General features: G+C 42.0%; 26 protein-coding genes. 8 read left to right on the plus strand and 18 right to left on the minus strand.

Annotation, left to right across the window (positions count from 1 at the left end):
- Positions 1-156: 156 nt before the first annotated feature.
- Positions 157-693 carry a helix-turn-helix domain-containing protein gene (locus CWC04_RS14655; protein WP_138685786.1) on the plus strand — a complete coding sequence of 179 codons (537 nt, stop codon included), beginning with the start codon at positions 157-159 and terminating at the stop codon, positions 691-693.
- A gap of 328 nt (positions 694-1,021) precedes the next feature.
- Here CWC04_RS14655 and rpsQ read toward each other — a convergent pair whose 3' ends face one another.
- The 11 genes from rpsQ to rpsJ are packed head-to-tail and all read right to left on the minus strand — an operon-like array spanning position 1,022 to position 5,988.
- Entirely contained in the window at positions 1,022-1,279 is a 258-nt protein-coding gene (gene rpsQ, locus CWC04_RS14660; RefSeq protein ID WP_004588693.1) for a 30S ribosomal protein S17, read from the minus strand.
- Complete coding sequence (rpmC, locus tag CWC04_RS14665; protein WP_004588692.1) at positions 1,279-1,470, minus strand: 50S ribosomal protein L29; 192 nt, start codon at positions 1,468-1,470, stop codon at positions 1,279-1,281. The genes rpsQ and rpmC overlap by 1 nt, the downstream gene beginning before the upstream one ends.
- The gene (gene rplP / locus CWC04_RS14670; protein ID WP_002957890.1) at positions 1,470-1,883 is read right to left on the minus strand and encodes a 50S ribosomal protein L16; all 414 of its coding nucleotides are present in this window, start codon (positions 1,881-1,883) and stop codon (positions 1,470-1,472) included. The genes rpmC and rplP overlap by 1 nt, the downstream gene beginning before the upstream one ends.
- 12 nt (positions 1,884-1,895) lie before the next feature.
- Entirely contained in the window at positions 1,896-2,597 is a 702-nt protein-coding gene (gene rpsC, locus CWC04_RS14675) for a 30S ribosomal protein S3 (RefSeq protein WP_004588691.1), read from the minus strand.
- An 11-nt stretch (positions 2,598-2,608) separates the two neighbouring features.
- Positions 2,609-2,941, minus strand: coding sequence for a 50S ribosomal protein L22 (rplV, locus tag CWC04_RS14680; protein ID WP_004588690.1), 333 nt, complete (start codon positions 2,939-2,941; stop codon positions 2,609-2,611).
- 14 nt (positions 2,942-2,955) lie between these two features.
- Positions 2,956-3,234, minus strand: a complete 279-nt coding sequence (rpsS, locus tag CWC04_RS14685) for a 30S ribosomal protein S19 (RefSeq protein WP_004588689.1) — start codon at positions 3,232-3,234, stop codon at positions 2,956-2,958.
- A 15-nt stretch (positions 3,235-3,249) separates the two neighbouring features.
- Entirely contained in the window at positions 3,250-4,074 is an 825-nt protein-coding gene (gene rplB, locus CWC04_RS14690; protein ID WP_004588688.1) for a 50S ribosomal protein L2, read from the minus strand.
- 17 nt (positions 4,075-4,091) lie between these two features.
- Entirely contained in the window at positions 4,092-4,394 is a 303-nt protein-coding gene (rplW, locus tag CWC04_RS14695; RefSeq protein WP_004588687.1) for a 50S ribosomal protein L23, read from the minus strand.
- A complete protein-coding gene (rplD, locus tag CWC04_RS14700) occupies positions 4,391-4,996 on the minus strand; it encodes a 50S ribosomal protein L4 (protein WP_004588686.1) in 606 nt (201 codons plus the stop codon). Before rplD ends, rplW begins: the two co-directional genes overlap by 4 nt.
- Before the next feature lie 17 nt (positions 4,997-5,013).
- On the minus strand, positions 5,014-5,649 hold the full coding sequence (gene rplC, locus CWC04_RS14705) for a 50S ribosomal protein L3 (protein ID WP_004588685.1): 636 nt from the start codon (positions 5,647-5,649) through the stop codon (positions 5,014-5,016).
- A 27-nt stretch (positions 5,650-5,676) separates the two neighbouring features.
- On the minus strand, positions 5,677-5,988 hold the full coding sequence (gene rpsJ / locus CWC04_RS14710; RefSeq protein WP_002957900.1) for a 30S ribosomal protein S10: 312 nt from the start codon (positions 5,986-5,988) through the stop codon (positions 5,677-5,679).
- A 413-nt stretch (positions 5,989-6,401) separates the two neighbouring features.
- Here rpsJ and plsB point away from each other — a divergent pair, with 413 nt between their 5' ends.
- Positions 6,402-8,840 (plus strand): glycerol-3-phosphate 1-O-acyltransferase PlsB, encoded by a 2,439-nt coding sequence (gene plsB, locus CWC04_RS14715; protein ID WP_029773518.1) that lies wholly within the window; start codon positions 6,402-6,404, stop codon positions 8,838-8,840.
- 196 nt (positions 8,841-9,036) lie between these two features.
- On the opposite strand, the gene tesB is transcribed toward plsB, so the two are convergent.
- Positions 9,037-9,894, minus strand: a complete 858-nt coding sequence (gene tesB / locus CWC04_RS14720; RefSeq protein WP_004588683.1) for an acyl-CoA thioesterase II — start codon at positions 9,892-9,894, stop codon at positions 9,037-9,039.
- A 79-nt stretch (positions 9,895-9,973) separates the two neighbouring features.
- Between tesB and CWC04_RS14725 the strand changes: the two genes are divergently transcribed.
- Both CWC04_RS14725 and CWC04_RS14730 read left to right on the plus strand, forming a co-directional pair.
- The gene (locus tag CWC04_RS14725) at positions 9,974-10,432 is read left to right on the plus strand and encodes an EVE domain-containing protein (protein WP_138685787.1); all 459 of its coding nucleotides are present in this window, start codon (positions 9,974-9,976) and stop codon (positions 10,430-10,432) included.
- Positions 10,433-10,554: 122 nt separating this feature from the next.
- Positions 10,555-11,586 carry a hypothetical protein gene (locus tag CWC04_RS14730; protein ID WP_029773520.1) on the plus strand — a complete coding sequence of 344 codons (1,032 nt, stop codon included), beginning with the start codon at positions 10,555-10,557 and terminating at the stop codon, positions 11,584-11,586.
- Between the two features lie 2 nt (positions 11,587-11,588).
- Here CWC04_RS14730 and CWC04_RS14735 read toward each other — a convergent pair whose 3' ends face one another.
- On the minus strand, positions 11,589-11,795 hold the full coding sequence (locus CWC04_RS14735) for a PLDc N-terminal domain-containing protein (RefSeq protein WP_004588680.1): 207 nt from the start codon (positions 11,793-11,795) through the stop codon (positions 11,589-11,591).
- Positions 11,796-11,813: 18 nt separating this feature from the next.
- Positions 11,814-12,881, minus strand: coding sequence for a potassium channel family protein (locus tag CWC04_RS14740; protein WP_024031979.1), 1,068 nt, complete (start codon positions 12,879-12,881; stop codon positions 11,814-11,816).
- 225 nt (positions 12,882-13,106) lie between these two features.
- Between CWC04_RS14740 and CWC04_RS14745 the strand changes: the two genes are divergently transcribed.
- The gene (locus CWC04_RS14745; protein ID WP_138685788.1) at positions 13,107-14,417 is read left to right on the plus strand and encodes a short-chain fatty acid transporter; all 1,311 of its coding nucleotides are present in this window, start codon (positions 13,107-13,109) and stop codon (positions 14,415-14,417) included.
- Positions 14,418-14,461: 44 nt separating this feature from the next.
- On the opposite strand, the gene CWC04_RS14750 is transcribed toward CWC04_RS14745, so the two are convergent.
- The gene (locus CWC04_RS14750) at positions 14,462-15,478 is read right to left on the minus strand and encodes a metalloprotease (protein WP_055255150.1); all 1,017 of its coding nucleotides are present in this window, start codon (positions 15,476-15,478) and stop codon (positions 14,462-14,464) included.
- Between the two features lie 182 nt (positions 15,479-15,660).
- On the opposite strand from CWC04_RS14750, the gene CWC04_RS14755 reads away from it, so the two are divergent.
- Complete coding sequence (locus CWC04_RS14755) at positions 15,661-16,878, plus strand: EAL domain-containing response regulator (RefSeq protein ID WP_004588676.1); 1,218 nt, start codon at positions 15,661-15,663, stop codon at positions 16,876-16,878.
- An 18-nt stretch (positions 16,879-16,896) separates the two neighbouring features.
- Here CWC04_RS14755 and CWC04_RS14760 read toward each other — a convergent pair whose 3' ends face one another.
- Positions 16,897-17,973 carry a CNNM domain-containing protein gene (locus tag CWC04_RS14760; protein WP_004588675.1) on the minus strand — a complete coding sequence of 359 codons (1,077 nt, stop codon included), beginning with the start codon at positions 17,971-17,973 and terminating at the stop codon, positions 16,897-16,899.
- An 84-nt stretch (positions 17,974-18,057) separates the two neighbouring features.
- Here CWC04_RS14760 and CWC04_RS14765 point away from each other — a divergent pair, with 84 nt between their 5' ends.
- Positions 18,058-20,553, plus strand: a complete 2,496-nt coding sequence (locus CWC04_RS14765; RefSeq protein WP_138685789.1) for an alpha/beta hydrolase family protein — start codon at positions 18,058-18,060, stop codon at positions 20,551-20,553.
- Between the two features lie 179 nt (positions 20,554-20,732).
- A complete protein-coding gene (locus tag CWC04_RS14770) occupies positions 20,733-21,437 on the plus strand; it encodes a response regulator transcription factor (RefSeq protein ID WP_004588673.1) in 705 nt (234 codons plus the stop codon).
- Positions 21,438-21,542: 105 nt separating this feature from the next.
- On the opposite strand, the gene CWC04_RS14775 is transcribed toward CWC04_RS14770, so the two are convergent.
- Together CWC04_RS14775 and CWC04_RS14780 are read right to left on the minus strand one after the other, a co-directional pair.
- Positions 21,543-23,051 carry a YifB family Mg chelatase-like AAA ATPase gene (locus CWC04_RS14775; RefSeq protein WP_004588672.1) on the minus strand — a complete coding sequence of 503 codons (1,509 nt, stop codon included), beginning with the start codon at positions 23,049-23,051 and terminating at the stop codon, positions 21,543-21,545.
- Between the two features lie 33 nt (positions 23,052-23,084).
- Positions 23,085-23,699 carry a trimeric intracellular cation channel family protein gene (locus tag CWC04_RS14780; protein ID WP_138685790.1) on the minus strand — a complete coding sequence of 205 codons (615 nt, stop codon included), beginning with the start codon at positions 23,697-23,699 and terminating at the stop codon, positions 23,085-23,087.
- Positions 23,700-23,893 lie beyond the last annotated feature (194 nt).

Here is a 23,893-nt window from a genome sequence, read left to right on the forward strand (position 1 = left end):
TTGAGCATACCTTATATTTTATTAAATTTAATATAAGCCATTAATATTCATAATATTCTCTATATTAATAATCATGAATATACGCTTTTAGACTATTTATAAATACTAATTTTAGCGATAATAAAACGCTTAACTAATCAAATAAGAGCAGAGGGTATGCAAGCGTTAGGAATGGAGTTAAAACGCCTTAGAGCAAATAAAAAGTGGACTCAGGCTTATGCTGCGCGTGAAATTGGAATTCAACAGTCGTACCTTTCAAAGCTTGAAAATGGACAGTTTATCCCCTCAACTGAGGTAATTGAAAAGCTTAAACTTTGCTATGGCGAAGGCTGTATTGATAAATGCCTACCTATAAGTTCAGCGATAGATAAGCCCTCAAACATCACTTTAATTATGAGCCTGACTTTATTTATGTGTGGGCTGATAGCGTGGTTGTGTGCAACATATGAAATTTTTTATCCACAAACCTACTTTACCTATCAAGCAAAGCTAGGTGACTTTTTAGCCTTTAACGTCACTCAGCAATACCAAGGCGAACGCTTTATTGAGGGGGATGTGACCTATCAAATTGTAGGAGAAAGGCAAGTCAGTCGAATCGAGAACCGCTTCCTAGTGGTAGGCTCTGCCGTGTGCATATTAATATCTATTGTTGCAGCTTTACTCTCGCAAAGGCATAGGTTTGGTAAATTATAGAGCTGTTATTTAGTTGTTCTTGGCAATTACTTCGGTATTACTCTACCTCAAACATCTATACAGTCGTACATCAGAAATTTTTATCTGTCGCTATAAATGCCTCATCACTTAACACGATTGGAATTATTTTCGATTAGTATTAGGACTATTACGTATTCGTGGTGTGCTTTTTTCTCAAGTGTTCTAGTCTCAACCCAAGCTACGGCGCTTCACTTCACTGCGAGCAGCTAACGACTGAAAGCTTCAAACTTACAGCTTTTTTTAAACGCAAACAAAAAGCCCCGGCTAATGCCAGGGCTTTTTTTACAAAACTTACTTAATTTAAAAATTAAGCTTGTTTTGGACTAGAAACAACGTCTACTAAAGTCCAAGATTTATTCTTAGAAATTGGTGCGCATTCACGGATAGTAACTACGTCACCCGCTTTTGCTGTGTTGTTTTCGTCATGTACGTGTAGCTTAGTAGTACGTTTGATGAATTTCCCATAGATTGGGTGCTTCACGTAACGTGCGATAGCAACAGTGAAAGATTTTTCCATCTTGTCGCTTACTACACGGCCTTGAAGAGTACGAATTTTATCGCTCATTATTGACCTGCCTTCTGGTTAATAATTGTTTTTACACGCGCGATATCGCGACGTACTGTTCTTAGCGTGTGTGTCTGAGCTAACTGACCAGTGCTTGCTTGCATGCGCAGGTTAAACTGCTCACGAAGAAGTCCTAGAAGTTCAGCATTTAGCTCTTCTACGCTTTTGTCTTTTAGTTCGCTTGCTTTCATCACATTACCGTCCGAGTTACGAAAGTTGTTTTGAATGGCAGTTTACGAGCTGCAAGGTCAAACGCTTCACGAGCAAGCTCTTCAGAAACACCTTCCATTTCGTAAAGTACTTTACCAGGCTGAATTTCAGCAACCCAATATTCAACAGAACCTTTACCTTTACCCATACGAACTTCAAGAGGCTTTTCTGTGATCGGCTTGTCAGGGAAGACACGGATCCAGATTTTACCTTGACGTTTCACGTGACGCGTCATAGCACGACGAGCTGCTTCGATTTGACGAGCAGTCATGCGGCCACGACCAGTAGCTTTCAAACCGAAAGTACCGAAGCTTACTTTGTTACCGTTTTGCGCTAAACCGCGGTTGCGGCCTTTGTGCATTTTACGGAATTTTGTACGTTTTGGCTGTAACATTACTCGCTACCTCTACTTAGCACTTTTCTTGGCTTTCTTTGGTGCGCGTTTAGCTGGCTTCTCTTGCTCTTGTACTAGTGGTAAACCACCAATAACTTCGCCTTTGAAGATCCAAACTTTAACACCAATGATACCATAAGTGGTTAAGGCTTCAGAAGTTGCGTAGTCGATATCAGCACGAAGAGTATGTAGAGGTACACGACCTTCACGATACCATTCTGAACGTGCGATTTCTGCGCCGCCAAGACGACCGCTAACTTCAACTTTGATCCCTTTAGAACCGATGCGCATTGCATTTTGTACCGAACGCTTCATAGCGCGACGGAACATAACACGACGCTCTAGCTGAGAGGCAATGCCGTCTGCTACTAGTTGTGCATCTAACTCTGGTTTACGTACTTCAGAAATATTAATCTGAGCAGGTACACCTGCGATCTTAGTTACCGCTTGACGTAGCTTTTCAACGTCTTCGCCTTTTTTACCGATAACAACACCCGGACGAGCCGTGTGAATTGTTACGCGGATCGATTTTGCTGGACGCTCAATAACGATTTTAGACACAGAAGCCGCTTTTAATTCCTTTGTAAGGAAAGTACGTACTTTGTGATCGCCAAAAAGCTGATCAGAGAAATCTTTAGAACTCGCGTACCAGGTAGAAACCCAAGGTTTAGATATACCTAGGCGAATACCAGTAGGATGAACTTTTTGTCCCATTACTTATACTCCTAGCTATCTGAAACCACAACAGTGATGTGGCTTGTACGCTTAAGGATGCGGTCTGCGCGTCCTTTAGCACGTGGCATAATACGTTTCATTGTAGGACCATCGTCCACAAAAATCGTAGTTACACGAAGCTCATCAATGTCAGCACCTTCGTTATGCTCTGCGTTAGCAATAGCAGACTCAAGTACTTTTTTAACTAATACAGCCGCTTTTTTCGGGCTGTACGCCAGGATTTCTAGAGCGCGATCGACAGGTAGTCCGCGGATCTGATCTGCAACTAGACGAGCTTTTTGCGCCGAACCAGAGGCGAATTTATGTTTAGCTAATGCTTGCATTTATCATTCCCCTCTTAGCGTTTCTTCGCTTTCTTATCCGCAGCATGGCCACGGTAAGTGCGAGTTGGTGCAAATTCACCTAGTTTGTGACCGATCATTTCGTCAGAAACGAAAACTGGTACATGCTGGCGACCATTATGGACAGCAATGGTCAATCCGATCATGTTAGGTATGATCATTGAACGACGGCTCCAAGTTTTAATTGGCTTCTTTTCACCGCTTTCCAAAGCTTTCTCTACCTTCTTCAGCAAGTGTAGGTCTATAAAAGGACCCTTCTTGAGAGAGCGTGGCATGGCTATTCCTCAATATTACTTAGTACGACGACGTACTATAAATTTATCCGTACGCTTGTTCTTACGCGTCTTAGCACCTTTAGTAGGCTTACCCCATGGAGACACAGGATGACGACCACCAGATGTACGACCTTCACCACCACCGTGTGGGTGATCTACCGGGTTCATGGCAACACCACGAACTGTCGGACGAATACCACGCCAGCGATTTGCACCTGCTTTACCAAGTGAACGAAGCATATGCTCAGCATTGCCTACTTCACCTAGCGTTGCACGACAATCAGATTGTACTTTACGTACTTCGCCAGAACGAAGACGTAATGTTACGTATTGACCATCACGCGCAAGGATTTGAACGTATGCACCAGCAGAACGTGCGATTTGAGCACCTTTACCTGGTTTTAATTCTACGTTGTGAACAGTCGAACCTACAGGCATGTTACGCATAGGTAATGCATTACCAGGCTTGATTGGTGCATCAACACCAGACTGGATTGCATCGCCAGCTTTTAAGCCTTTAGGTGCGATAATGTAACGACGCTCACCGTCTGCATATAATACAAGAGCGATGTTTGCGCTACGGTTTGGATCATATTCCAAACGCTCAACAGTGGCTGGAATGCCATCTTTAGTACGTTTAAAATCGATTAAACGGTAATGATGCTTATGACCACCACCGATATGACGAACCGTAATACGACCATTGTTATTACGACCACCTGATTTAGAGTTTTTCTCTAATAGTGGTGCGTAAGGTTTACCCTTATGTAAATCTGGGTTAACCACTTTAACTAGGTGACGACGACCCGCAGAAGTTGGTTTACACTTTTGAAGTGCCATAATTCTAACTCCCCTTATTACTCGGCGCCGCCGACAAAGTCTAGCTCGCTACCTTCTTTAAGAGTAACGTAAGCTTTCTTCCAGTCGCTACGACGACCGAAACGCATGCCAGTACGTTTTGTTTTACCCTTAACGTTAAGTGTGCGAACACCCGTTACTTCTACTTCAAAAAGCTTCTCAACTGCTGCTTTAATTTCAGCTTTAGTTGCGTCATTTGTTACTTTAAAAACAATAGTATTGTTTTCTTCAGCAGCAATTGTGCTTTTTTCAGAGATATGTGGAGCAAGGATCACTTTTAAAAGACGTTCTTCACGGATCATGCTAGCGCCTCCTCAAGTTGCTTAACAGCAGCAGCTGTAATAAGTACCTTGTCGAAAGCAATTAAGCTTACAGGATCGATACCAGCTACATCACGCGTGTCAACCTTGTACAGGTTACGTGCCGATAAGAAAAGATTTTCATCTACTTCTTCAGTCACGATAAGAACATCTTTAAGCTCAAGTTCTTTAAGCTTAGAAACTAGTTCTTTAGTCTTTGGTGCTTCAAGACCAAAGCTTTCAACAACGATTAAACGCTCTTGACGAACTAATTCAGATAAGATGCTTTTGATCGCACCGCGGTACATTTTACGGTTTACTTTTTGGCTGTGGTCTTGTGGTTTAGCTGCGAAGCTAACGCCACCTGAACGCCAAATTGGACTACGGATTGTACCAGCACGTGCACGGCCAGTACCTTTTTGAGCCCATGGTTTTTTACCACCACCGCTTACTTCAGAACGTGTCTTCTGAGCACGAGTACCTTGACGAGCACCTGCTGCGTATGCAACAACTACTTGGTGTACTAATGCTTCGTTAAACTCACGTCCAAAAGTAGCTTCAGAAACTTCAAGAGCGCCAGAAGCGTCTTTAATTGCTAATTCCATCACTAAATCTCCAGGACTTATGCTTTAACAGCTGGTTTAACGATAACGTCACCGCCGATAGCGCCAGGTACTGCACCTTTAACTAAAAGCAAGTTACGCTCAGCGTCAACGCGAACTAGTTCTAAGTTTTGAGTCGTTACACGCTCAGCACCCATATGACCGGCCATTTTCTTACCTTTAAACACCTTACCAGGTGATTGGTTTTGACCGATTGAACCAGGAGCACGGTGAGATAGAGAGTTACCGTGAGTAGCGTCTTGCATGCTGAAATTCCAGCGCTTAACACCACCTTGGAAACCTTTACCTTTAGAAGTACCGGTTACGTCAACTTTGTTGATTTCGTTGAATAATTCAACAGTAAGCTCAGCGCCTACTTCAAAATCGCCTTCACCACCATTTAGGCGGAATTCCCACAGACCGCGACCCGCTTCAACACCAGCTTTAGCGAAATGACCCGCTGCTGCTTTGTTTACACGGCTTGCTTTTTTAGTGCCTGCGGTTACTTGAAGCGCGTTATAACCGTCTGTTGCGTCAGATTTGATCTGAGCAATGCGGTTAGGAGTCGCTTCGATAACTGTCACAGGGATAGATACACCATCTTCAGTGAAGATACGTGTCATACCCACTTTACGACCGACTAGACCTAATGCCATTTTCCTATAACCTCTCTAATCTTTCGATTAACCCAGGCTGATTTGAACATCAACACCAGCAGCAAGATCTAAACGCATTAATGCGTCAACAGTCTTGTCAGTTGGTTCTACGATGTCGATCAGACGTTTATGGGTGCGGATCTCGTACTGATCACGCGCATCTTTGTTTACGTGCGGTGAAGTTAGTACAGTAAAACGTTCAAAGCGTGTAGGTAGTGGGATTGGACCACGTACTTGTGCGCCTGTGCGTTTCGCAGTTTCCACGATTTCCGCCGTTGATTGGTCAATCAAACGGTGGTCAAAAGCTTTTAGGCGAATACGAATGCGTTGATTTGACATTCTTAAACCTCAATATAAAGAGCATTTAAAGAGCATAAAAAAACGACCGAAACAATCTTAATAATTAAGATGCCGGTTGTTGATTTATATCTACGATGAGTTCCAAATCGGAACTCCTGTTTATTAGCTTGAAATCCAAGCTTAATTTATCCCTTCAAGTTCCAGAGGAATCTTGAAAGCCTGCGTATTATAGTGATATTGGTGATAAATGCAACAACTAATTGCAAATTAATTACGGGTGTAAGGCTGCCCAAATAACCGCCACTGGTTATTTATAGCTATAATTGAACTGCTCAGCGCCAAATTAGTCTTATGTTTATAATTTAACCGATTACGCAAATTACAGGATTTTATAGATATTATGGTATCCTATGCGCTAATTTTGCTTTTAATACTCTCAATATGGTGAGTCGATGCGTTTATTAAATTATTGTTTGAATTTTCTTACTAGCTGCGTAAGCCGTGTTTTGGTAAAAAGTAAGGTCCTTCCCCAAAGCCCAATAGAACAATATGACCTTAATCCTGAACACCCTACTTTTTATATAGTACGTTTAAATTCGCGTTTCGATTTAGCTGCGCTTACTAATGTATGTAAAAAGCATGGTTTGCCTAACCCATGCGAATATCAAACGTTAGGGAACCAAGAGCTGGCACGCTTTATTGGTATTAAAAATCCGCCACCTTTATTTGGCGATACCGCGAAACCAACCGCCGCTTTATCGCAGGGTAAGCAAATAGTTGAACATTTATTAAATAGCGGGCAAAAGAATGTACAAGTGGTGCCGGTAACTATTTTATGGGGGCGCGACCCAGGTAAGGAAAAGCCAGGTATTCGTACCTTAATTACCCACTCTCTTACGCCTAGTTGGTTTAGAAAATTTTTCGTTGTGCTTTTTTCTGGGCGCGATAACTTTATTCGCTTTAGCCAGCCACTCGATTTATCACTTATCGTGAACGAAAAAGCCGACGTAAATGAGCTACCACAAAAACTATTGCGTGTTGCTCGGGTGCACTTTAAACGTCAAAAACTGGCCGCTACGGGCCCTAAAATGCCCTCGCGCGAGCAACTATTTAACTCGCTTTTGGCTTCGCCTACAATAAAAAAAGCGATTCAAGATGAAGCCAAGTCAAAAGGAATAAGCCAAACAGAAGCCCGTCAAAACGCGTTAAAACTACTAGATGAAATTGCCGCTAATTACTCTGAGGCAATGATACGTGTAGGCGACAGAATTTTAACCTGGCTGTGGACTAAGCTTTATAACGGTATAGATATAAAATACACCGAGCAGATTCATGAGCTAACAAATAAAGGTCACGAGATAATCTATATGCCGTGTCATCGCAGCCACATGGATTACTTGTTACTTACCTATGCTATATACCATCAAGGTTTGGTGCCGCCGCATATTGCCGCGGGCATTAATCTTAACTTTTTCCCTGCCGGTGGTATTTTTCGCCGCTCAGGGGCGTTTTTTATCCGCCGCTCGTTTGCCGGTAATAAACTTTACTCAGCCGTATTTAAAGAGTATTTAAGCCAGCTATTTATTAAAGGTTACTCAGTTAAGTTTTACACTGAAGGCGGGCGCAGCCGTACAGGCCGATTACTACCGCCAAAAACCGGTATGCTCGCCATGACATTGCAAGCAATGCTACGTGGCATAGACCGCCCGGTTTCTATTGTGCCGGTATACATTGGCTATGAGCATGTAATGGAAATCAATACCTACTTAAAAGAGCTTGCCGGTAAAGATAAAAAAGGCGAGTCCATTTTTGGTATTTTTAAAGCCATTAAAAACCTTAAAAATTACGGCCGTGGTTACTTAAACTTTGGCGACCCTATTTCTATAAACCAATACTTAAACGACAACCAACCTGATTGGCGCGATGCAATACACCCTACCGATGTGCAAAAGCCGCAATGGCTAGGCCCTCAAGTAGCCGCATTAGCCGACCAAGTAATGGTAAAAATTAATAATGCAGCAGCACTTAACGCTGTGAATTTACTGGCTATGATTTTGCTAGTTAACGACAAACACGCGTTAAGTAAGCCTAAGCTATTAGCGCAACTAGATTTTTACTTACGCCTACAACGCGATGCAAGCTATAGCGATAAAGTCACTGCCCCCGATGAAACACCAGAGCAACTATTAACACACGCCATTAAGCTTAATAAGTTTGATGTTATTAGCGATGAATTTGGCGAAATTATTGCAATTAACGATAAAGAAAAAACCCTGTTTAACTATTACCGTAATAATATTTTGCACTTATTTGCTGTGCCAAGCCTTATTGCTTTGCACTTATTTAAGCAACACAGTAGTACGGTAGAGCAATGCCAAAAGCTTGTTTCGGCTTTTTACCCTCTGTTTGCAAAAGAATGGTATTTACAGCCGCTAGATGAAAACTACATAAGCCGTATTTTGGCTAACTTTAGCGATCAAAACTTAATTGAGCTTGATGGCGATACCATTCATGTTACTAACACGAATGATTCGTTAGCCAAACTTGAAATGCTAGGAAGGTCGCTTAGCTTTACGTTGCAACGTTATGCCATTGTTGTGGGCTTTATTCAAACCAGTAACGGAATTGAAAAAGCCGAACTAGAGCGTGAAAGCCAAGTACTGGCAAACCGTTTAGGCACCTTACACGGCATTAAAACCCCGGAGTTTTTTGATAAAAAAGTACTGGTAAGCTTTATTGATAATTTACGCGGTGAACTGCTAATTACTGAAGGTGAAAATGGTATTCACGGTAGTACACAACTGTGTGAAATATACATGTACTTAAAAACCTTATTACCTGCACGTATATGGCAATCGGTTAGCGACATAGTGCAAGATCAATGTAATTAGCCGAGCTGCGATAATTTAAGCTCTAATTAAACACCATTAAAAAAGCCTCAACATTTAACATGTTGAGTCTTTTTTGTACATTTGGTTATTAAACAACAACGCAACATAGAGGCGCTTATCTCTTGGTAAAACCTTCAGCGAAAGCACTGCTAATTTGCGCTTAACAGCCAGTCTATTGCCAGTAAGTCTAATCAAATTAACGCTGGCGCATCACCCCTTCTTGAATCGTTGATGCGACTAAATTACCTTGGCGGTCAAAAAACTGGCCTCTTACCAAGCCTCGCCCAGAACTAGCACTTGGGCTGTCTATGGTATATAAAATCCAATCGTCCATTCTAAATGGGCGGTGGAACCACATAGCATGGTCAATCGTTGCCACTTGCATATTTGGCTGCATAAACGATACGCCATGAGGCTGTAATGCCGTAGGTAAAAACTCAAAGTCAGAGGCATACGCTAATAAGTAATTATGAATGCGTTGATCGTCGGGCATATCGCCATTGGCTTTAATCCAAATGTGCTTTACGGGCTCAATAACCTCTGGCTTAAATGGGTTATGAAAAGTAACCGGACGCATTTCAATGGGCATTTCGCGTATAAACTTATTACGGATCACCTCGGGTATGTGGTGGGCGTTTTCTTGATAAAACTCAAGCGACGAGCGAAGCTCCTCTGGTGGCGGTACATTAGGCATGGTTGCTTGATGCGATAAGCCTTCTTCTTCACCCTGAAACGACGCAGTCATATAAAAAATAGGTTTACCGTATTGAATAGCGCTTACTCGGCGGGTGCTAAAGCTTTTACCATCGCGGATGGTTTCTACGTCGTAAACAATCGGTTTTGCGGCGTCGCCGGGGCGTAAAAAGTAAGAGTGTAATGAATGAACAACACGTCCTTTTGGTAGCGTTTCTTTTGCAGCAGACAATGCCTGCCCCATTACTTGGCCACCAAATACCGCTCTAAACCCTAAATCTTGGCTTTGCCCACGATATAAACCTTGTTCAATTTCTTCAAGTGACAATAACGATAATAAATCATCTAATACTTGGCTCATTTGCTGTTCTCTCAATCCCCAGATAAGCTAATGATACTATACAATGCAGCTATGTAAATCTAACTAAATGAGTAACGCTATGAATTATTGGTTATTTAAAACTGAGCCCGATGCTTTTTCGATTGATGATTTAAAAACAGCGCCGCAACAAACCACCCTGTGGGAAGGCGTGCGTAATTATCAGGCACGTAACTTTATGCGTGACGATATAAAATTAGGTGACTTAGTATTTATTTACCACTCTAGCTGCAAACAAGTAGGCGTTGTGGGCATAGCCACTATTACTAAAGAAGCCTACCCCGACCCAACTCAGTTTGATTTAAATAGTGACTATTACGATGCGAAGGCCACGCCCGACAAGCCACGCTGGTTTGTAGTTGAAGTAACCTATAAAAGCCATTTAAACAAACGCGTAAGCTTAAAAGACATTAAAGCTAACGAGGCTATTACCGAATTAGCCCTTAAAAAAGCAGGCCGTCTTTCGGTAATGCCAGTCACACAAAACGACTGGGAGCAAATAATAGCCATGAGCAATTAAGCTCAGTAAGTAAATATCAAGCTGTATTAGTAGCTAACCGTTAACGGGCTAAAGCTTGGCTATGTTTGACCTCATTTGGCCGTGTTTGATACGATCCCCCGCGAGTTATAATTGGGGGATTAATGAAACTACTGTATTGGTTAGATGAATGGTTAACGCTTTGCCGTGATGAACAACAAACTAAGCTGCCTATGTCTGGCGGCGACCTACTCGGCGATGTGTATGTAAAATACGAATTTGTTGATTTAAATAAGCCCCTGCTTTTTACTTTTTCCCCCGCGGGCACCAACGTCCAAGAACACGACCTAACCGATGACTTTGCCCCTTGGGGCTATCACTTAGCGCAAAAACAAAATGTTAATGTTATTTCGTTCCAACATTTAGGCAAAAGCAATTGGTTTAGAAGCCGTAATTTAATCTTCTTTTTGGAGCAGTTATCAAGCTTACTTACACCGTTTAAGTGCCGCTTAGGCTATGGCCTTAGTCGCGGTGGTTTTGCTGTTGGCGCGTTTGCAAAATTACTTAAATTAGATCAGGTTTTATTTTTTCATCCTGTTAGCACCAAAAATACCGAAACAGTTCCGTGGGACACCCGCTCCAGCACAGAGCTTGCGCAGCAATTTGATTGGCAAAGTGAGTATAACGACCTCGATTTAGGCCATGCTAAGGGGTATATAATTTATGACCCCACCAATAAAATAGACCGCCTACATGCTAAGCGGTACCCGCAACTGACTCATTTAAGAGTGTTTGGCATGGGCCACGGTACCCACGCAAGCTACCTCACTAAGTTTGGCTTTTACAAACAAGTGGCTGTTGATTTTATACGCCACCAGCAGATTGATATAGCGCAGTTTCGCTTGCAAACCAAAACCTTGCGCTTAAAAGAAGAGTATTACCAAAGCCTAAATAAGGCAAATGCGAGTTCGCCTCATCGCTTGGCATTATTAAGTACAGCACATCAAATTTTAGCAGATGAAAAAGAAGTGCATGTGCAAGAACATCAGGCCAAAATAGATATTCAGCCGTTAATAGATGTCGCACTTAAACATCAAGATGAACACCCAAATGATGCTATTCAATTATTAGAAGTTGCCCAACAAATAGTGCCAGATGACCCGCTGGTTGAGCACAAACTCAAGCAGCTAGAATAGACCTATGACGGTTTATTCTTCTTTCTTTTTTTGTGACCATGCTTGGGCACAATCGTAAAATACATAAAAAGCCCCAACCACGAAAAAATAATTACGCCTAATAACCAGCCGTTTTTTTCGTGGCCTTGGGTGCGCTTACTATTAACCACTATCACCACGGGTAATATATAAGCGCTTAAAATAATTATTAAAAATACTACTTCATTCATTATTTAACCTAGGCCTTGTTATTTGGCCAAGCTTTGCCAATCTACTTCATTTGTTAGCACACGTTCAAGGGCAATGTAGTGCAGGATATCGCCCGCATTTACCTTGTAATCAAGTGGCGGATTTAAATCCATATTTTGTGCACTTAAGTTATGCGCCACCCCTAACAAAATAGCATTATAGTCATGCTTAAAATGATGAAATAAAGTGCCAAACTCCATCTCTTCGCATTCACTTGGAATAGCTAGGCTAAACTGCGTGTCGCCGTGCAATGTAGATAATAGCTCTTCTTGTACTCGACTCGAGCCTGGGTCTTGCATTGAGCGTACTAAAATCTCAGCCGACTTAGCGCTACTACACTCCACATTTTGGCAATGCTCAAGCAACATATCGACCTTGGTTTCATCTAAAAAGTGCGCGCTAATATGGCACTCATCTTTAACTAAACGACTAATACGCAGTGCCGTTGTAAATGTTTGGTCGTCATCTTGCCCATCAATAATAACTTTGTCGGCACGGCTTATAGCTACACGCTCAAGCTCTTCTAAATCGGTAAAACTTGTTAGGCGGGCAAAGTCGACATTTTCGTTAGTTAAAAATGGGTGATCCATTTGCTCGGTCACCGCCAACAAAATACGGCGGTCGGTACGTTTGGTATCGGCCAGGATATAATCAATCATCTTTTTTGTTCGGGTATCGTGCCAACCAAAAATAATAATGTGGTTGTTACTGTGAGCAAAGTTTTTATCACCAGTCATAGCGCGCCTAATTAAGTAAGTCACTGTTTGCCCTGTTTTTCCTAACAGAACGCCAAATAAAGCTAAACCAAACGGAATTTGTATTAATGCTACAACCCAACGCCCCAGCTCGCTGGTTGGGCTAAAATCGCCGTAACCCACTGTTGAGGTAGTTACTGTGTAGTAGTAAAAAAAGGTTGTAAACGAGGTAAGCGCTTGCTCATTTGCAATAAATAGCAGCCCCCAAGTCACTAACATATGAGCAAGTATTGCAAGCACCACGGCTTGCCAGCTCAGCTGATCGATATGAGCACGAACAAGTAGCGCTAGCCTCTTAAATATTACCGGCATGATACAAAATCTTTGTTAGTAAATTATCTATAAACAGTACGTTACTGTAAGCCATGCTTTTAAGCAACGTTTAAGCCTTTAAGTAAGGCCTGTTACCCTTTTAGGATTAAATTTTGTTCAACCTATAAGATACTCAGACCCTAAAATATAAGACTAAATGCGGGTTTGCTAATGTGCTAAGAGCATGATTAATTATAATAAGACTAAAAAACACACAGACACATTATGCTTAATAAAATTGCCACACCGTTTACCAAATTAGTAGAGCGCTACTTACCCGACCCTTTTATATTTGTCATATTGCTGAGCTTAATTACTTTACTCTCTGCCAGTATTTTTACCCCCGCAACACATATTGAAGTTATTAACGCATGGGGGAGTGGTTTTTGGAACCTGCTTAGCTTTGCCATGCAAATGCTATTAGTGCTGATTACAGGTTACATGCTAGCAAGCACGCCCATTATCAATTCGTTATTAAACAAACTGGCGGCGCTTGCTAATTCAGCGCCAAAAGCGATTATTTTAGTCACGCTTATTTCGCTATTAGCCAGCTGGCTTAATTGGGGGTTTGGCTTAGTTATTGGGGCTTTATTTGCCAAAGCAATTGCAAGGCAAACACAGGTCGATTACCGCCTATTAGTTGCCAGTGCTTATTCTGGCTTTGTGGTGTGGCATGGCGGCTTAGCAGGCTCAATTCCGCTTACGATTGCTACCGAAGGGCACTTTTCACAAAATAGCATTGGCATAATTAGTACCGAGCAAACCCTATTTGCTGGTTTTAACATAGCCATATTAATTGGCTTATTTATTATTATGCCGTTGGTTAACCGCTACATGCTACCCAGTGATAAAAACAGCGTATATGTAGACCCAGCACTTATTAAAGAGCCCCCGCCCGCACATGAAAAAATTACTCGCCCTGCTCAGCATTTAGAACACACAAAGCTGCTTGGCATTTCGATTGGTTTACTTGGCCTTTGCTATTTAGGGTATTACTTTATAGTTGCAGGCGGTAGCCTAAACCTAAACAGCATTATTGCTATGTTTTTGTTTTTAGCCATTACCTTGCACCAAACACCCCATAACTTGCTTAATAGCTTGCAACAAGCAATTCCTAGCGGCGCAGGTATTGTCATTCAATTTCCGTTTTACGCAGGTATTATGGCTGTGATGGTCGACAGCGGTTTAGCGCATCAAATATCGCGTGGTTTTATAGCTGTTGCTGACGCCGATAGCTTGCCATTTTTTAGCTTTATAAGTGCAGGACTCGTTAATATGTTTGTACCTTCTGGCGGCGGCCAATGGGCAGTACAAGCACCTATTGTTATACCCGCAGCGCAAGAGCTGGGCGCCGATATATCACGTGTTGCTATGGCGGTTGCCTGGGGTGATGCGTGGACCAATTTAATTCAACCCTTTTGGGCTTTACCGGTATTAGCCATTGCAGGGTTAAAAGCAAAAGACATTATGGGGTTTTGTGTTGTGCAGTTATTTGTAACGGGGGTATTTATATCGCTAGTGTTGAGCTTTTACTAACCCTTAATAACGCGCAGTATTTAGGTATACTGCGCGTATAGCGATTAGCTCGATAAAATCGTCATCGGCAGGCTAAGTATTGGGTTTTCTGAATCTGCAAAGTGCATCATTACAGCTACATGGCCTGCAACTACAATAGCGTACATAGCGGCTGAAAAACCTTGGCCGTATTTATCAAGCGGCAATAAATGCGAGTAATGTCGGCCGCGCCATTCAAATACGATTTCCAGTGCGCCCACGAACAAAAAGAACACCAGCAACATTAAGCCAAATGTATAACTAAGCCATAATCCAAATAGCACGCCCAATAAGCACACACTTAAACCGACCCAAGATCGCATTGAAAAACTGATACTTTTTAACACATGTCCGCCATCAAGCGGTAAAATAGGCAAAAGGTTAAACAAATTCAATAAGGCACTGAGTACTGCAACGCCGGCAAATATGTCCATTTCGGTGGCGTAATATAAAACCACACCCAGCACTGAGGTAAATAAACCAAACGCTGGCCCCATGAGGGATATAACTACATCTTGCCAGCGCGTTGTTATTTTATCGTCACTAACAGCTAACCCACCTACAAAGGGGATTAAGTAAATACCTTTGGTTTTTATGCCAAAGTATTTCATGGCCCTAACGTGCCCGTACTCATGTACCACTAAACAGGCAATAAGCATAAGTGCAAATTCAATACTAAATAACCAGGCATAGCCAGCAACCGATGCACCTGCCAGCGCCACCTTAATTACTTTTGCACTTTTAAATAATTTAAAGCCCAATGCCGCTAGCCCTAAAAAGCCTTTTTTGGGCTGGCTATTTACCGGCGCAGGTAAAGCTAGTTCAGTAGCAAACACACCATCAACAAATAACGATAAAGACTGCTCATGAACATGTGAGCTATCAATCCCTATTTGCTTATTATCTAAAGTAAATTCGGCGTAATGCTCTTTGGGCGTTGCAAAGCTTATGGCCTGTTGATTATGAAATATTTGTACTATTTTATGCCCAGATACCATTAGCGTTAATGGTTGCTCTGCAAGCATGAGATCGATTTTTATCATGACTAAAACCAGTTAAAACAATGGCGCTAGTATACCGATGAATTTAAAAAACACGAATTGCCTTAAACCATAAGCGCAAAAGCACTTAGAAGATAAAAAATAATATAAAACTAAGCTGACAAAAGGCTGATCAGGCGCTATTTTTACAGTACTAATATATTAAGCAGTTACAAGGATAGAGCATGTCGATTTCGGTACCCAATATTTTAGTTGTGGATGACTCAAAGGCGATTTTAATTGTTATGGAGGCCATTTTAAATGAGCTAGGAGTCTCGAATAAAGTTACAAAATGCCTGAGTGCTCAGCAAGCGCTAACTCACGTAACCGACGATATAAACTTTTACGATATTGTATTTACAGACTTAAACATGCCTGAAATGGATGGTATGGAGTTTATAAGAAAACTAGGCGAGCTTAATTTTACAGGCGCAGTAGTTATAATTTCGGAAATGGATCATAAAGTTATTAACCTAGCAGCCAATTTAGCGCGTCATAGCAATATTCATTTAGTCGCAAATTTAGCTAAACCCGTGCAACTTAGCCAAGTAAAAACCGTTTTACAAAAAGCAAAGCATTTAGCAGTACATAACGACCTTTCTCATGCCTCTATTTCAGAAAAGGCATTGCATGAGGCAATCAATTTAAACGAGATAATCCCTTACTATCAGCCAAAAATAAATTCTCAAACCAGTGAAATAGAAAGTATTGAGGTGCTAGCGCGCATCGTTAAAACGCACACTGGCGAAATTATCTCGCCCAATCGGTTTATTTCGTTATCGGAGCAATCGGGGTTAATTAATCAAATTACCTTTAGCTTATTTGAGCAAGCCACCAGCGATTTAAAAGCTATACGTACAAACATTGCTGCGCATCTAAAACTGGCTTTTAACCTATCTCCCACACAATTAGATGATTTAAGCTGCCCCAACAAGCTGATGCTTATACTACAGCTCAATGAGCTATCACCGAGTGATATAATTTTAGAGATTACCGAGCAACATGCGCTGTCTAGCCTTTCTCAGCTAGAAACCTTAAACAGATTAAGAATGCATGGCTTTGGCATATCATTGGATGACTTTGGGGTTGGCTTTACCAACATGAACCAGATTAAGCGCCTGCCTTTTACTGAAATAAAAATTGACCGTACACTTATTAGTAATATTGAAACAGATCAGTTTTCGCAAGTGGTGGTCAGCTCACTGGTTGATATTGCCAGCCAAGAGCAATTAGCTCTTGTGGCCGAAGGCGTAGAACGCGCCGAAGAATCGCTCTACTTAAAAAACTACCGCACTAATTTAGCCATGCAAGGGTTTTTGTTTACCTGCCCTAAAGCCAAAGACGATTTTATAGAGTGGGCACTAAACTGGGTAAATACGACGGGGGGCACAATTAAACGCTAACCTTCAACCCCGTCGTAATTATTTATTATCTCGGGGCGTGTCGTCATCTTCACTAACTATGTGCTCGCTGCTTGCTAAACGCTGGCGCCAGCGCTGCTTGGCAACCATGCGCATATTGGTCGATTGGTCGCGCTCATCAACAATTTCAAGCCCCATAAGGGCTTCTATCATATCCTCTAGGGTTACAATGCCTTGAACATCACCGTATTCATCAACAATTAAACATATGTGAGTACGCTGTTTAAGCAAGGTTTGTAGTAGCGAGGACACATTATGCCCTTCGGGTACCGTATGAATAGGCTTAACTAATTTGCTAATTTTATAATCGGTACCTAAGCGGTGATAAGCCAACATAATGTCGTTTTTATGCACAAAGCCAATTATGTCATCGGCGTCTTTATCAAATACTAACACGCGCGAAAATGAAGACGAGCCGTGCTCGCTCATGTATTGATCGACCGTTAACCCTTTATGTACTTTATACAGTACAGTGCGCGGCGTCATTAAGTCGGTTAATTTCGCATGCCTAAAATGTAAAAGGTTGCGGATTATTTCTGACTCATCGGCATGGATTGCCCCTGTTTCGGTGCCTATATCTGCCATAGCTTCTATTTCTTGGCGAATATAAAAAGCCTCATCGTGCTTGGCCCCCATTAAATTAGTAAGCTTTTGAGCAAGCCACACAAATGGTTTTAGCGATATCACTAAAAAGCGTAAAGAATAGGTCACGCTAGGGGTTAAGGCACGCCAATAATTGGCCCCTAAGGTTTTTGGAATAATCTCTGAAAGTACTAATACTAAAAGTGTCATTATGGCAGAGGCAATTCCTACTGCCGCATCTGAAAAAACCACAGCTGCTTGCGCACCCACACCTGCAGCACCGGCGGTATGGGCCACTGTGTTAAGCGTTAGTATTGCAGCAAGCGGTTGATCTACATTATTTTTTAGTTTTTCGAGCTGCTTTGCAAGTTCAGGCTGTTTTTTGCGTAATAGCGCCACATAGCTGGGCGAAATACTTAACAGTACAGCTTCCATTACAGAGCATAAAAAAGAAATAACGATGGCAGCAACCATGTACACAATCAGTAAAGTCACTTTTTCTCCGATGAGTTGAACATATGGGCATGGTAACAATACATGCTATATTTGGCCAAATAACTATCAATAATAGGCACAAATATGAGAATTAGCTCACCTTGGACCACAAAAAATAAATTACTAAAACAAGCAGCTACCTTTTTTGCTCTTGGCAGCTTGAGCTTGACAGCAATAGCAGCCCCGCTTGATAAATCAAATATCGAGTTTATTGGCCCTTTAGGCGAAAACATGCAAGTTAAGCCATTTCAAACACCACACGGCCAAGTCATTATTAATAACTTATTAGAGCAGTTGCAACGTAATACGCAAAGTGTGTCTGTATTTGGTAAAAAGCATAGCTGGCAGCCGTTTAATAAAGTAAACGCACTTACTTTAGGTGGCCTACAAGCGCTTAAGTTCAATATTGAAACAACCCGCTATAGCCAAGGCACATTAACTATAAAAGGGATAGAGAACGCTCAGTTGTTTATTGATGCCAAGCTTCAAAAAGGCGATAACCACACATACTCTTTATCGTTAACTAATGGCTCTCATAGTGTGATTGTAGTGGCGCAACAAGTGGCTAACTGGAACAACGTTTCTCTCGATTTTGAACCCAAAGCCGACACTGACAACATTACAATTAACACCTCTACAACTAAGCGACTTTCAGCCGAGCAACTTTTTGATGCACCCACCATTAGTGGACTTTCTTTAGCGCCCGATGCTAAGCAATACGTTACCAGCACACGCAGCTATTCAAATAAAACAGCTAACCAAGCAAACGTGGTAACTGAGCTTAAAAATAGCCAAAATCAAACCTTGTATCGCTTTGAAGGCCAGCAACCAAGCAATATGGTATGGAGCCCCAATAATCAATTTTTAGTTTATATGCTAGGGAGTGAGCTAAAACAGCTAAACCGTAAAAACCTCAGCATTAAAACATTGGCCAGAGAACTTGAAGGCGCAAGTAACTTTAATTTTTATGATAATAACAGCCTTATTTTTAGCTGGTCTAAAACCCCCGAAGACAACAACAGCTTAACTAAGCACTACAAAGGCCTTCAAGATAGATGGTCATACGCACGCAACGTAAGTCAGCTCTATATGTTAGACACCAACAGCGGCTTAACCAAAGCGCTTAGCCAAGGCCCTATTTCGCACAGCTTTGAAGATGCAAACACTAATCGTGGCAAAGTATTAATGAGCCGCCAAGTTATGGTTATGCAAGCCACCACCCACCCAGAAACTGAACTGGTGGAACTTGACTTACAATCGAATAAAATAACGTCTTTTGGTAAATTTAAAACCTTTAACCATGCAAAGTACGCCAACAAAGATGTGTACGTTGTTGCTGGCCCAGATTTTAAAAATGGCGCAGGCCGTGCCCTTCCAAAAGGGATGTTAGCTAATAATTACGACAGCCAATTATACTTACTTAGCGATAACGGTAAGAATGTAAAAGCGCTTAGTAAGCAGTTTGACCCCGCTATAGGTGAATTACATGTGCTTGATAATGGCGATGCGCTTATAAAAGTAACAGAGCAAGATACCCAACCTTTGTATCTATATGACTTGAGCAAACAGCGCTTTAAAAAACTTAATACGGGTTTAGATATCGTTGAGCAATTTAGCTACTCGCACGAGAGAAACCCGCAAGTGCTACTAAGCGGTACCACAGCATCCACCCCTCAGCAGCTTAAACGCTTAAATATAAGTAAAAATAAAACAGACCTAATCTGGGACTCTAAGCCGCTTGCCTACGCTAATACACAAATACCGACTCTGGAAGAGTTTAACTTTACAAATAAAGACGGCGTAGAAATTACAGGGCGTGTGTACTTACCTACTAACCTAGATAAAACTAAAAAACACCCTGCACTTGTCTATTACTACGGTGGCACCTCACCGGTTACCCGTGGTTTTACAGGGCGCTACCCATTTAACTTGTGGGCAGCAAATGGCTATGTTGTTTATGTATTGCAGCCAACAGGGGCAACTGGCTTTGGGCAAAGATTTTCTGCTCAGCACGTTAACGCCTGGGGCGATTATACCGCTAGCGATATAATGCAAGGTACGCAGGCCTTTTTAAAAAAATACGATTTTGTTGATAGCAAAAAAGTGGGTAATTTAGGCGCCTCATACGGAGGCTTCATGACCATGCTACTTGCCACCAAAACAGACATGTTTAGTGCATCTATTGCGCATGCGGGTATATCAAACTTAACCTCGTATTGGGGCGAAGGTTGGTGGGGGTATTTATACTCAGGCGAAGCATCAAAAAATAGCTTTCCGTGGAATAACGCTTCACTTTATAGCGATCACAGCCCTGTATTTCATGCCGATAAAGTAACGACCCCTTTACTGCTGTTACACGGCGATAGCGATACCAATGTACCTGTTGGCGAAAGCTTAACCATGTATACCGCCTTAAAGCTTTTAAATAAAGACGTAGAGCTTATTGAATATAAAGGCGCCGACCATCAAATTTTTGCTCGTGATAAACGCTTTGATTGGTGGAACACCATGCTTGCTTATTTTGATAAAAAACTAAAAGGCGAACCACAGTGGTGGGACGCAATGTATTCAGATAAGTAACACAGCGCTCAGCACATTTTTAGCTAAATGTGCTGAGCTTTCTCACATAAACAGCAACCTTAGGTAAGCCGCCTTTTATATCTGAAACATAAAGTTACCGAAAAGTTACACCGCCCCCTTCTCAGCATTTAACGATTGGTGCTACCATACAGAGCTATAAATATACAAAAATAAGTCCTATGGCAATTAACGTTTTATTGGTTGAAGACGACGAGCTACTCGTTAAGCGCATCCAAAATCACTTTACAGACACCGAATTTTCGATAGAAATAGACCCCACAGGTGCCGATGCCCTAAACATAGTTAGGCAACGCGTAAACCTGCGCAGTGCTATTTCTCTTGCCATTATTGATATTGTATTACCCAAGCGTGATGGGTTGCAGCTTGCCAAAGAGCTCAACACTTTGACCGATATTGGCGTGATTGTTTTATCTAGCCGCGACTCTCAAGCCGATCGTATTGCAGGGCTTGCACAAGGTGCTGATGACTATATTTGTAAGCCTGTTGATTTATTAGAACTTGAGCTGCGCATGCGCGCACTTTATAAACGTATTGCAATTAATCAAGACGATGATGAAAGCGAAGAGTTTATAGAATACGCCGACTTTAAGCTCCACCCCGATAACCGCACATTAATTACCTCATCAGGTATTGAATCGCGCTTAACCGAAGCCGAGCACAAAGTGCTAATTTGTTTAATTAGCAACGCAGGCAAAGCAACCTCGCGAGAAAAAATATCAGAAGAAATAGGCCAACCAGATTGGAGCCCAAATGACCGTACTGTGGATGTTTTAATTGGCCGTTTGCGTAAAAAACTATACGATGAAAAAGACCAAAAACGCATTGTAACCGTGCGCGGCAAAGGTTACATGCTCTCAATTTAGCGCATTAAAATTTTAAACGCAGAAAAACGCAGCAAGCACCGAGCTTAGCACCTTAAAATAATTAAACATTATTGCGGTTCGGTATTATTTCCAGCAGCGTTTAGTTTATTTAGTTAACTGCGCTAGTAACCGCTCAAAAGCGCGATAGTTTAGCGCCTCTTTTAGCTCTTCTAAACTAATATGCTCTGCACCTTTTAAATCACTAATAGTACGCGCCACTTTAATGACCCTATGGTACGAGCGTGGCGATAACGACAGCTTTTCGCTAGCGCGCGCTAAAAACTGCAACTCAGCAGGGGCTAAAGTGCAATGGATATTCATTTCTTTATTATTTAATCGTGCATTAACCTTACCTTGGCGCTTTAGCTGTGCACTGTAGGCCGCTTCTACTCGGGCTCTTACTTGGGCGCTGGTTTCTTCAGGCTCGGTACTTTGTAGCTCAACACTTGTTAGTCGCGGCAGCTCTATTTGTAAATCTATACGGTCTATAAACGGGCCTGATACGCGCGATAAATAGCGCATCACTTGGTCAGGTGTTGCTCGCTTATCATTATGACACCCGGTAGGGCTTGGGTTTAGTGCGGCTATAAGCTGAAACTGCGCCGGAAACTCCATTTGCCTTGCTGCCCGCGAAATAACCACCGAGCCGGTTTCCATGGGTTCACGCAGCGAATCAAGTACCTTACGTTCAAATTCCGGAAGCTCGTCCAAAAATAACACCCCGTTATGCGCAAGTGAAATTTCACCCGGTTTAGGGTTTGAAGAGCCACCAACTAAAGCGACTGCCGAGCAAGTGTGGTGTGGGTTTCGAAAAGGCCGTTGGCGCCAATTATTTAAATCAATTGATTGGCCAATAATAGAATACAGTGCAGCCGTTGATATTGCCTCATCGTCAGACATGGTTGGCATTATCGTCGCCATACGCTGCGCTAGCATAGATTTACCCGTACCAGGTGGACCTAAAAAAAGTAGGTTATGGCCTCCAGCGGCGGCTATTTCTAGCACTCGCTTAGCGCCGGGTTGGCCTTTAACATCACTTAAATCGAGTAAAAAGTCGGGAGACTGGGCGCAGTCTGGGTATTCAATATTTAAAGGTAGCGGCTGCTGATTTAATAAATCCCCCCATACTTCTTGTAATGAGTTAACCGCTTTACGCTTAACGCCGTTCACCAAACTTGCGAGGCTATCATTGGTAAAAGGTAAAAAGCAGCAACGGTTTTGCTCTTTTGCAGCAAGTACAGAAGGCAAAATGGCATTAACTCCCCGCACTTCACCATTAAGGGCAAGCTCACCGTAAAATTCATATTTATGTATATCTGGACACACTACCTGCCCCGAGGCCACTAAAATACCTACGGCAATGGCTAAGTCGAAACGCCCGCCATCTTTAGGTAAATCGGCAGGGGCTAAATTTACAGTAATACGTTGATCAGGAAAACCAAATTGAGAGTTTTCTAGGGCGCTACGCACCCTGTCTTTTGATTCTTTAACTGAGGCCTCTGGCAGCCCAACAATATTAAATGCCGGTAAACCATTACCTAGGTGTACTTCTACAATAACCTCGGGGGCGTTTATACCCACTTGGGCACGAGAGTAAATGCGAGCTAGCGACATTCCTTATCCTAATTAATGGTTTAATTAATTAGTTTAGTCAGAATATTTAAAAACGTGTACTGTGATTTGCCATTTAATAGCCGCAATACGAAGCAATAAGGTGGTTAGCATTGCCATTACCATGGCAAGTTCGGTCGCGAACGAAAAATGAATTCCCAGCGTATAAACTACACCGCCAGCAATACAGGTAATAGCGTATAACTCGCCTTTTAGCAGCATAGGAATTTCGCGAGCAAGCACATCACGGAGCATGCCCCCAAAGCAACCTGTAATTACACCCATAATAATCGCGGTCATATTTGGCATGCCGGCTAGTAAGGCTTTTTGGGTGCCCATTACCGCAAAAAATGCTAAACCAAATGCATCGGCAATTTGTAATGTGTAGTGCGGAATCGACTTTTGCTTGTTAATAAGCCGCGTGGTAATAAATACCGCGGCTAAAATAGCATAAAAAAAACTTTGATCGTGTAGCCAAAATACCGGAACATCTAATATGAGATCGCGAACCGTACCGCCCCCAATCGCTGTTACCGCTGCTAATACTGCAACACCAAAACCATCCATTTTCTTTTCGTGTGCGACCAAAGTACCTGTAACAGCAAACACAGCAATGCCGATTAAATCAAACCAGTGATAAAGTTCAGTCATGTGTAACAACCCAAAATTATTTGTGCCGTTTTAACATAAACTATACAAAGTTTTAAGTAATAACGTATTTTTAGAGAAGTTTATAATATTTATAGATATTACTTGGAGGTATAAATCTAAGAGTGCTTTATAGGGAAATAAATATAAATTTCAGGCATAAAAAAACACGCTTATGGCGTGTCGATTTAATATAA

Source organism: Pseudoalteromonas sp. S2893 (assembly GCF_005887105.1).
In the GTDB taxonomy this organism is placed as follows: Bacteria; Pseudomonadota; Gammaproteobacteria; order Enterobacterales; family Alteromonadaceae; genus Pseudoalteromonas; species Pseudoalteromonas atlantica.

Coding starts and splice junctions, on each gene's coding strand:
- CWC04_RS14765 (WP_138685789.1), top strand. CDS start 18,058: ATGAGAATTAGCTCACCTTGGACCACAAAAAATAAATTACTAAAACAA.
- rplC (WP_004588685.1), bottom strand. CDS start 5,649: ATGGCATTAGGTCTAGTCGGTCGTAAAGTGGGTATGACACGTATCTTC.
- CWC04_RS14750 (WP_055255150.1), bottom strand. CDS start 15,478: ATGATAAAAATCGATCTCATGCTTGCAGAGCAACCATTAACGCTAATG.
- rpsQ (WP_004588693.1), bottom strand. CDS start 1,279: ATGAGCGATAAAATTCGTACTCTTCAAGGCCGTGTAGTAAGCGACAAG.
- rpsS (WP_004588689.1), bottom strand. CDS start 3,234: ATGCCACGCTCTCTCAAGAAGGGTCCTTTTATAGACCTACACTTGCTG.
- CWC04_RS14740 (WP_024031979.1), bottom strand. CDS start 12,881: ATGCCGGTAATATTTAAGAGGCTAGCGCTACTTGTTCGTGCTCATATC.
- rplV (WP_004588690.1), bottom strand. CDS start 2,941: ATGCAAGCATTAGCTAAACATAAATTCGCCTCTGGTTCGGCGCAAAAA.
- rplB (WP_004588688.1), bottom strand. CDS start 4,074: ATGGCACTTCAAAAGTGTAAACCAACTTCTGCGGGTCGTCGTCACCTA.
- rpmC (WP_004588692.1), bottom strand. CDS start 1,470: ATGAAAGCAAGCGAACTAAAAGACAAAAGCGTAGAAGAGCTAAATGCT.
- plsB (WP_029773518.1), top strand. CDS start 6,402: ATGCGTTTATTAAATTATTGTTTGAATTTTCTTACTAGCTGCGTAAGC.
- rplD (WP_004588686.1), bottom strand. CDS start 4,996: ATGGAATTAGCAATTAAAGACGCTTCTGGCGCTCTTGAAGTTTCTGAA.
- tesB (WP_004588683.1), bottom strand. CDS start 9,894: ATGAGCCAAGTATTAGATGATTTATTATCGTTATTGTCACTTGAAGAA.
- CWC04_RS14770 (WP_004588673.1), top strand. CDS start 20,733: ATGGCAATTAACGTTTTATTGGTTGAAGACGACGAGCTACTCGTTAAG.
- rplP (WP_002957890.1), bottom strand. CDS start 1,883: ATGTTACAGCCAAAACGTACAAAATTCCGTAAAATGCACAAAGGCCGC.
- CWC04_RS14775 (WP_004588672.1), bottom strand. CDS start 23,051: ATGTCGCTAGCTCGCATTTACTCTCGTGCCCAAGTGGGTATAAACGCC.
- CWC04_RS14755 (WP_004588676.1), top strand. CDS start 15,661: ATGTCGATTTCGGTACCCAATATTTTAGTTGTGGATGACTCAAAGGCG.
- CWC04_RS14655 (WP_138685786.1), top strand. CDS start 157: ATGCAAGCGTTAGGAATGGAGTTAAAACGCCTTAGAGCAAATAAAAAG.
- CWC04_RS14735 (WP_004588680.1), bottom strand. CDS start 11,795: ATGAATGAAGTAGTATTTTTAATAATTATTTTAAGCGCTTATATATTA.
- rplW (WP_004588687.1), bottom strand. CDS start 4,394: ATGATCCGTGAAGAACGTCTTTTAAAAGTGATCCTTGCTCCACATATC.
- rpsC (WP_004588691.1), bottom strand. CDS start 2,597: ATGGGACAAAAAGTTCATCCTACTGGTATTCGCCTAGGTATATCTAAA.
- rpsJ (WP_002957900.1), bottom strand. CDS start 5,988: ATGTCAAATCAACGCATTCGTATTCGCCTAAAAGCTTTTGACCACCGT.
- CWC04_RS14745 (WP_138685788.1), top strand. CDS start 13,107: ATGCTTAATAAAATTGCCACACCGTTTACCAAATTAGTAGAGCGCTAC.
- CWC04_RS14725 (WP_138685787.1), top strand. CDS start 9,974: ATGAATTATTGGTTATTTAAAACTGAGCCCGATGCTTTTTCGATTGAT.
- CWC04_RS14780 (WP_138685790.1), bottom strand. CDS start 23,699: ATGACTGAACTTTATCACTGGTTTGATTTAATCGGCATTGCTGTGTTT.
- CWC04_RS14730 (WP_029773520.1), top strand. CDS start 10,555: ATGAAACTACTGTATTGGTTAGATGAATGGTTAACGCTTTGCCGTGAT.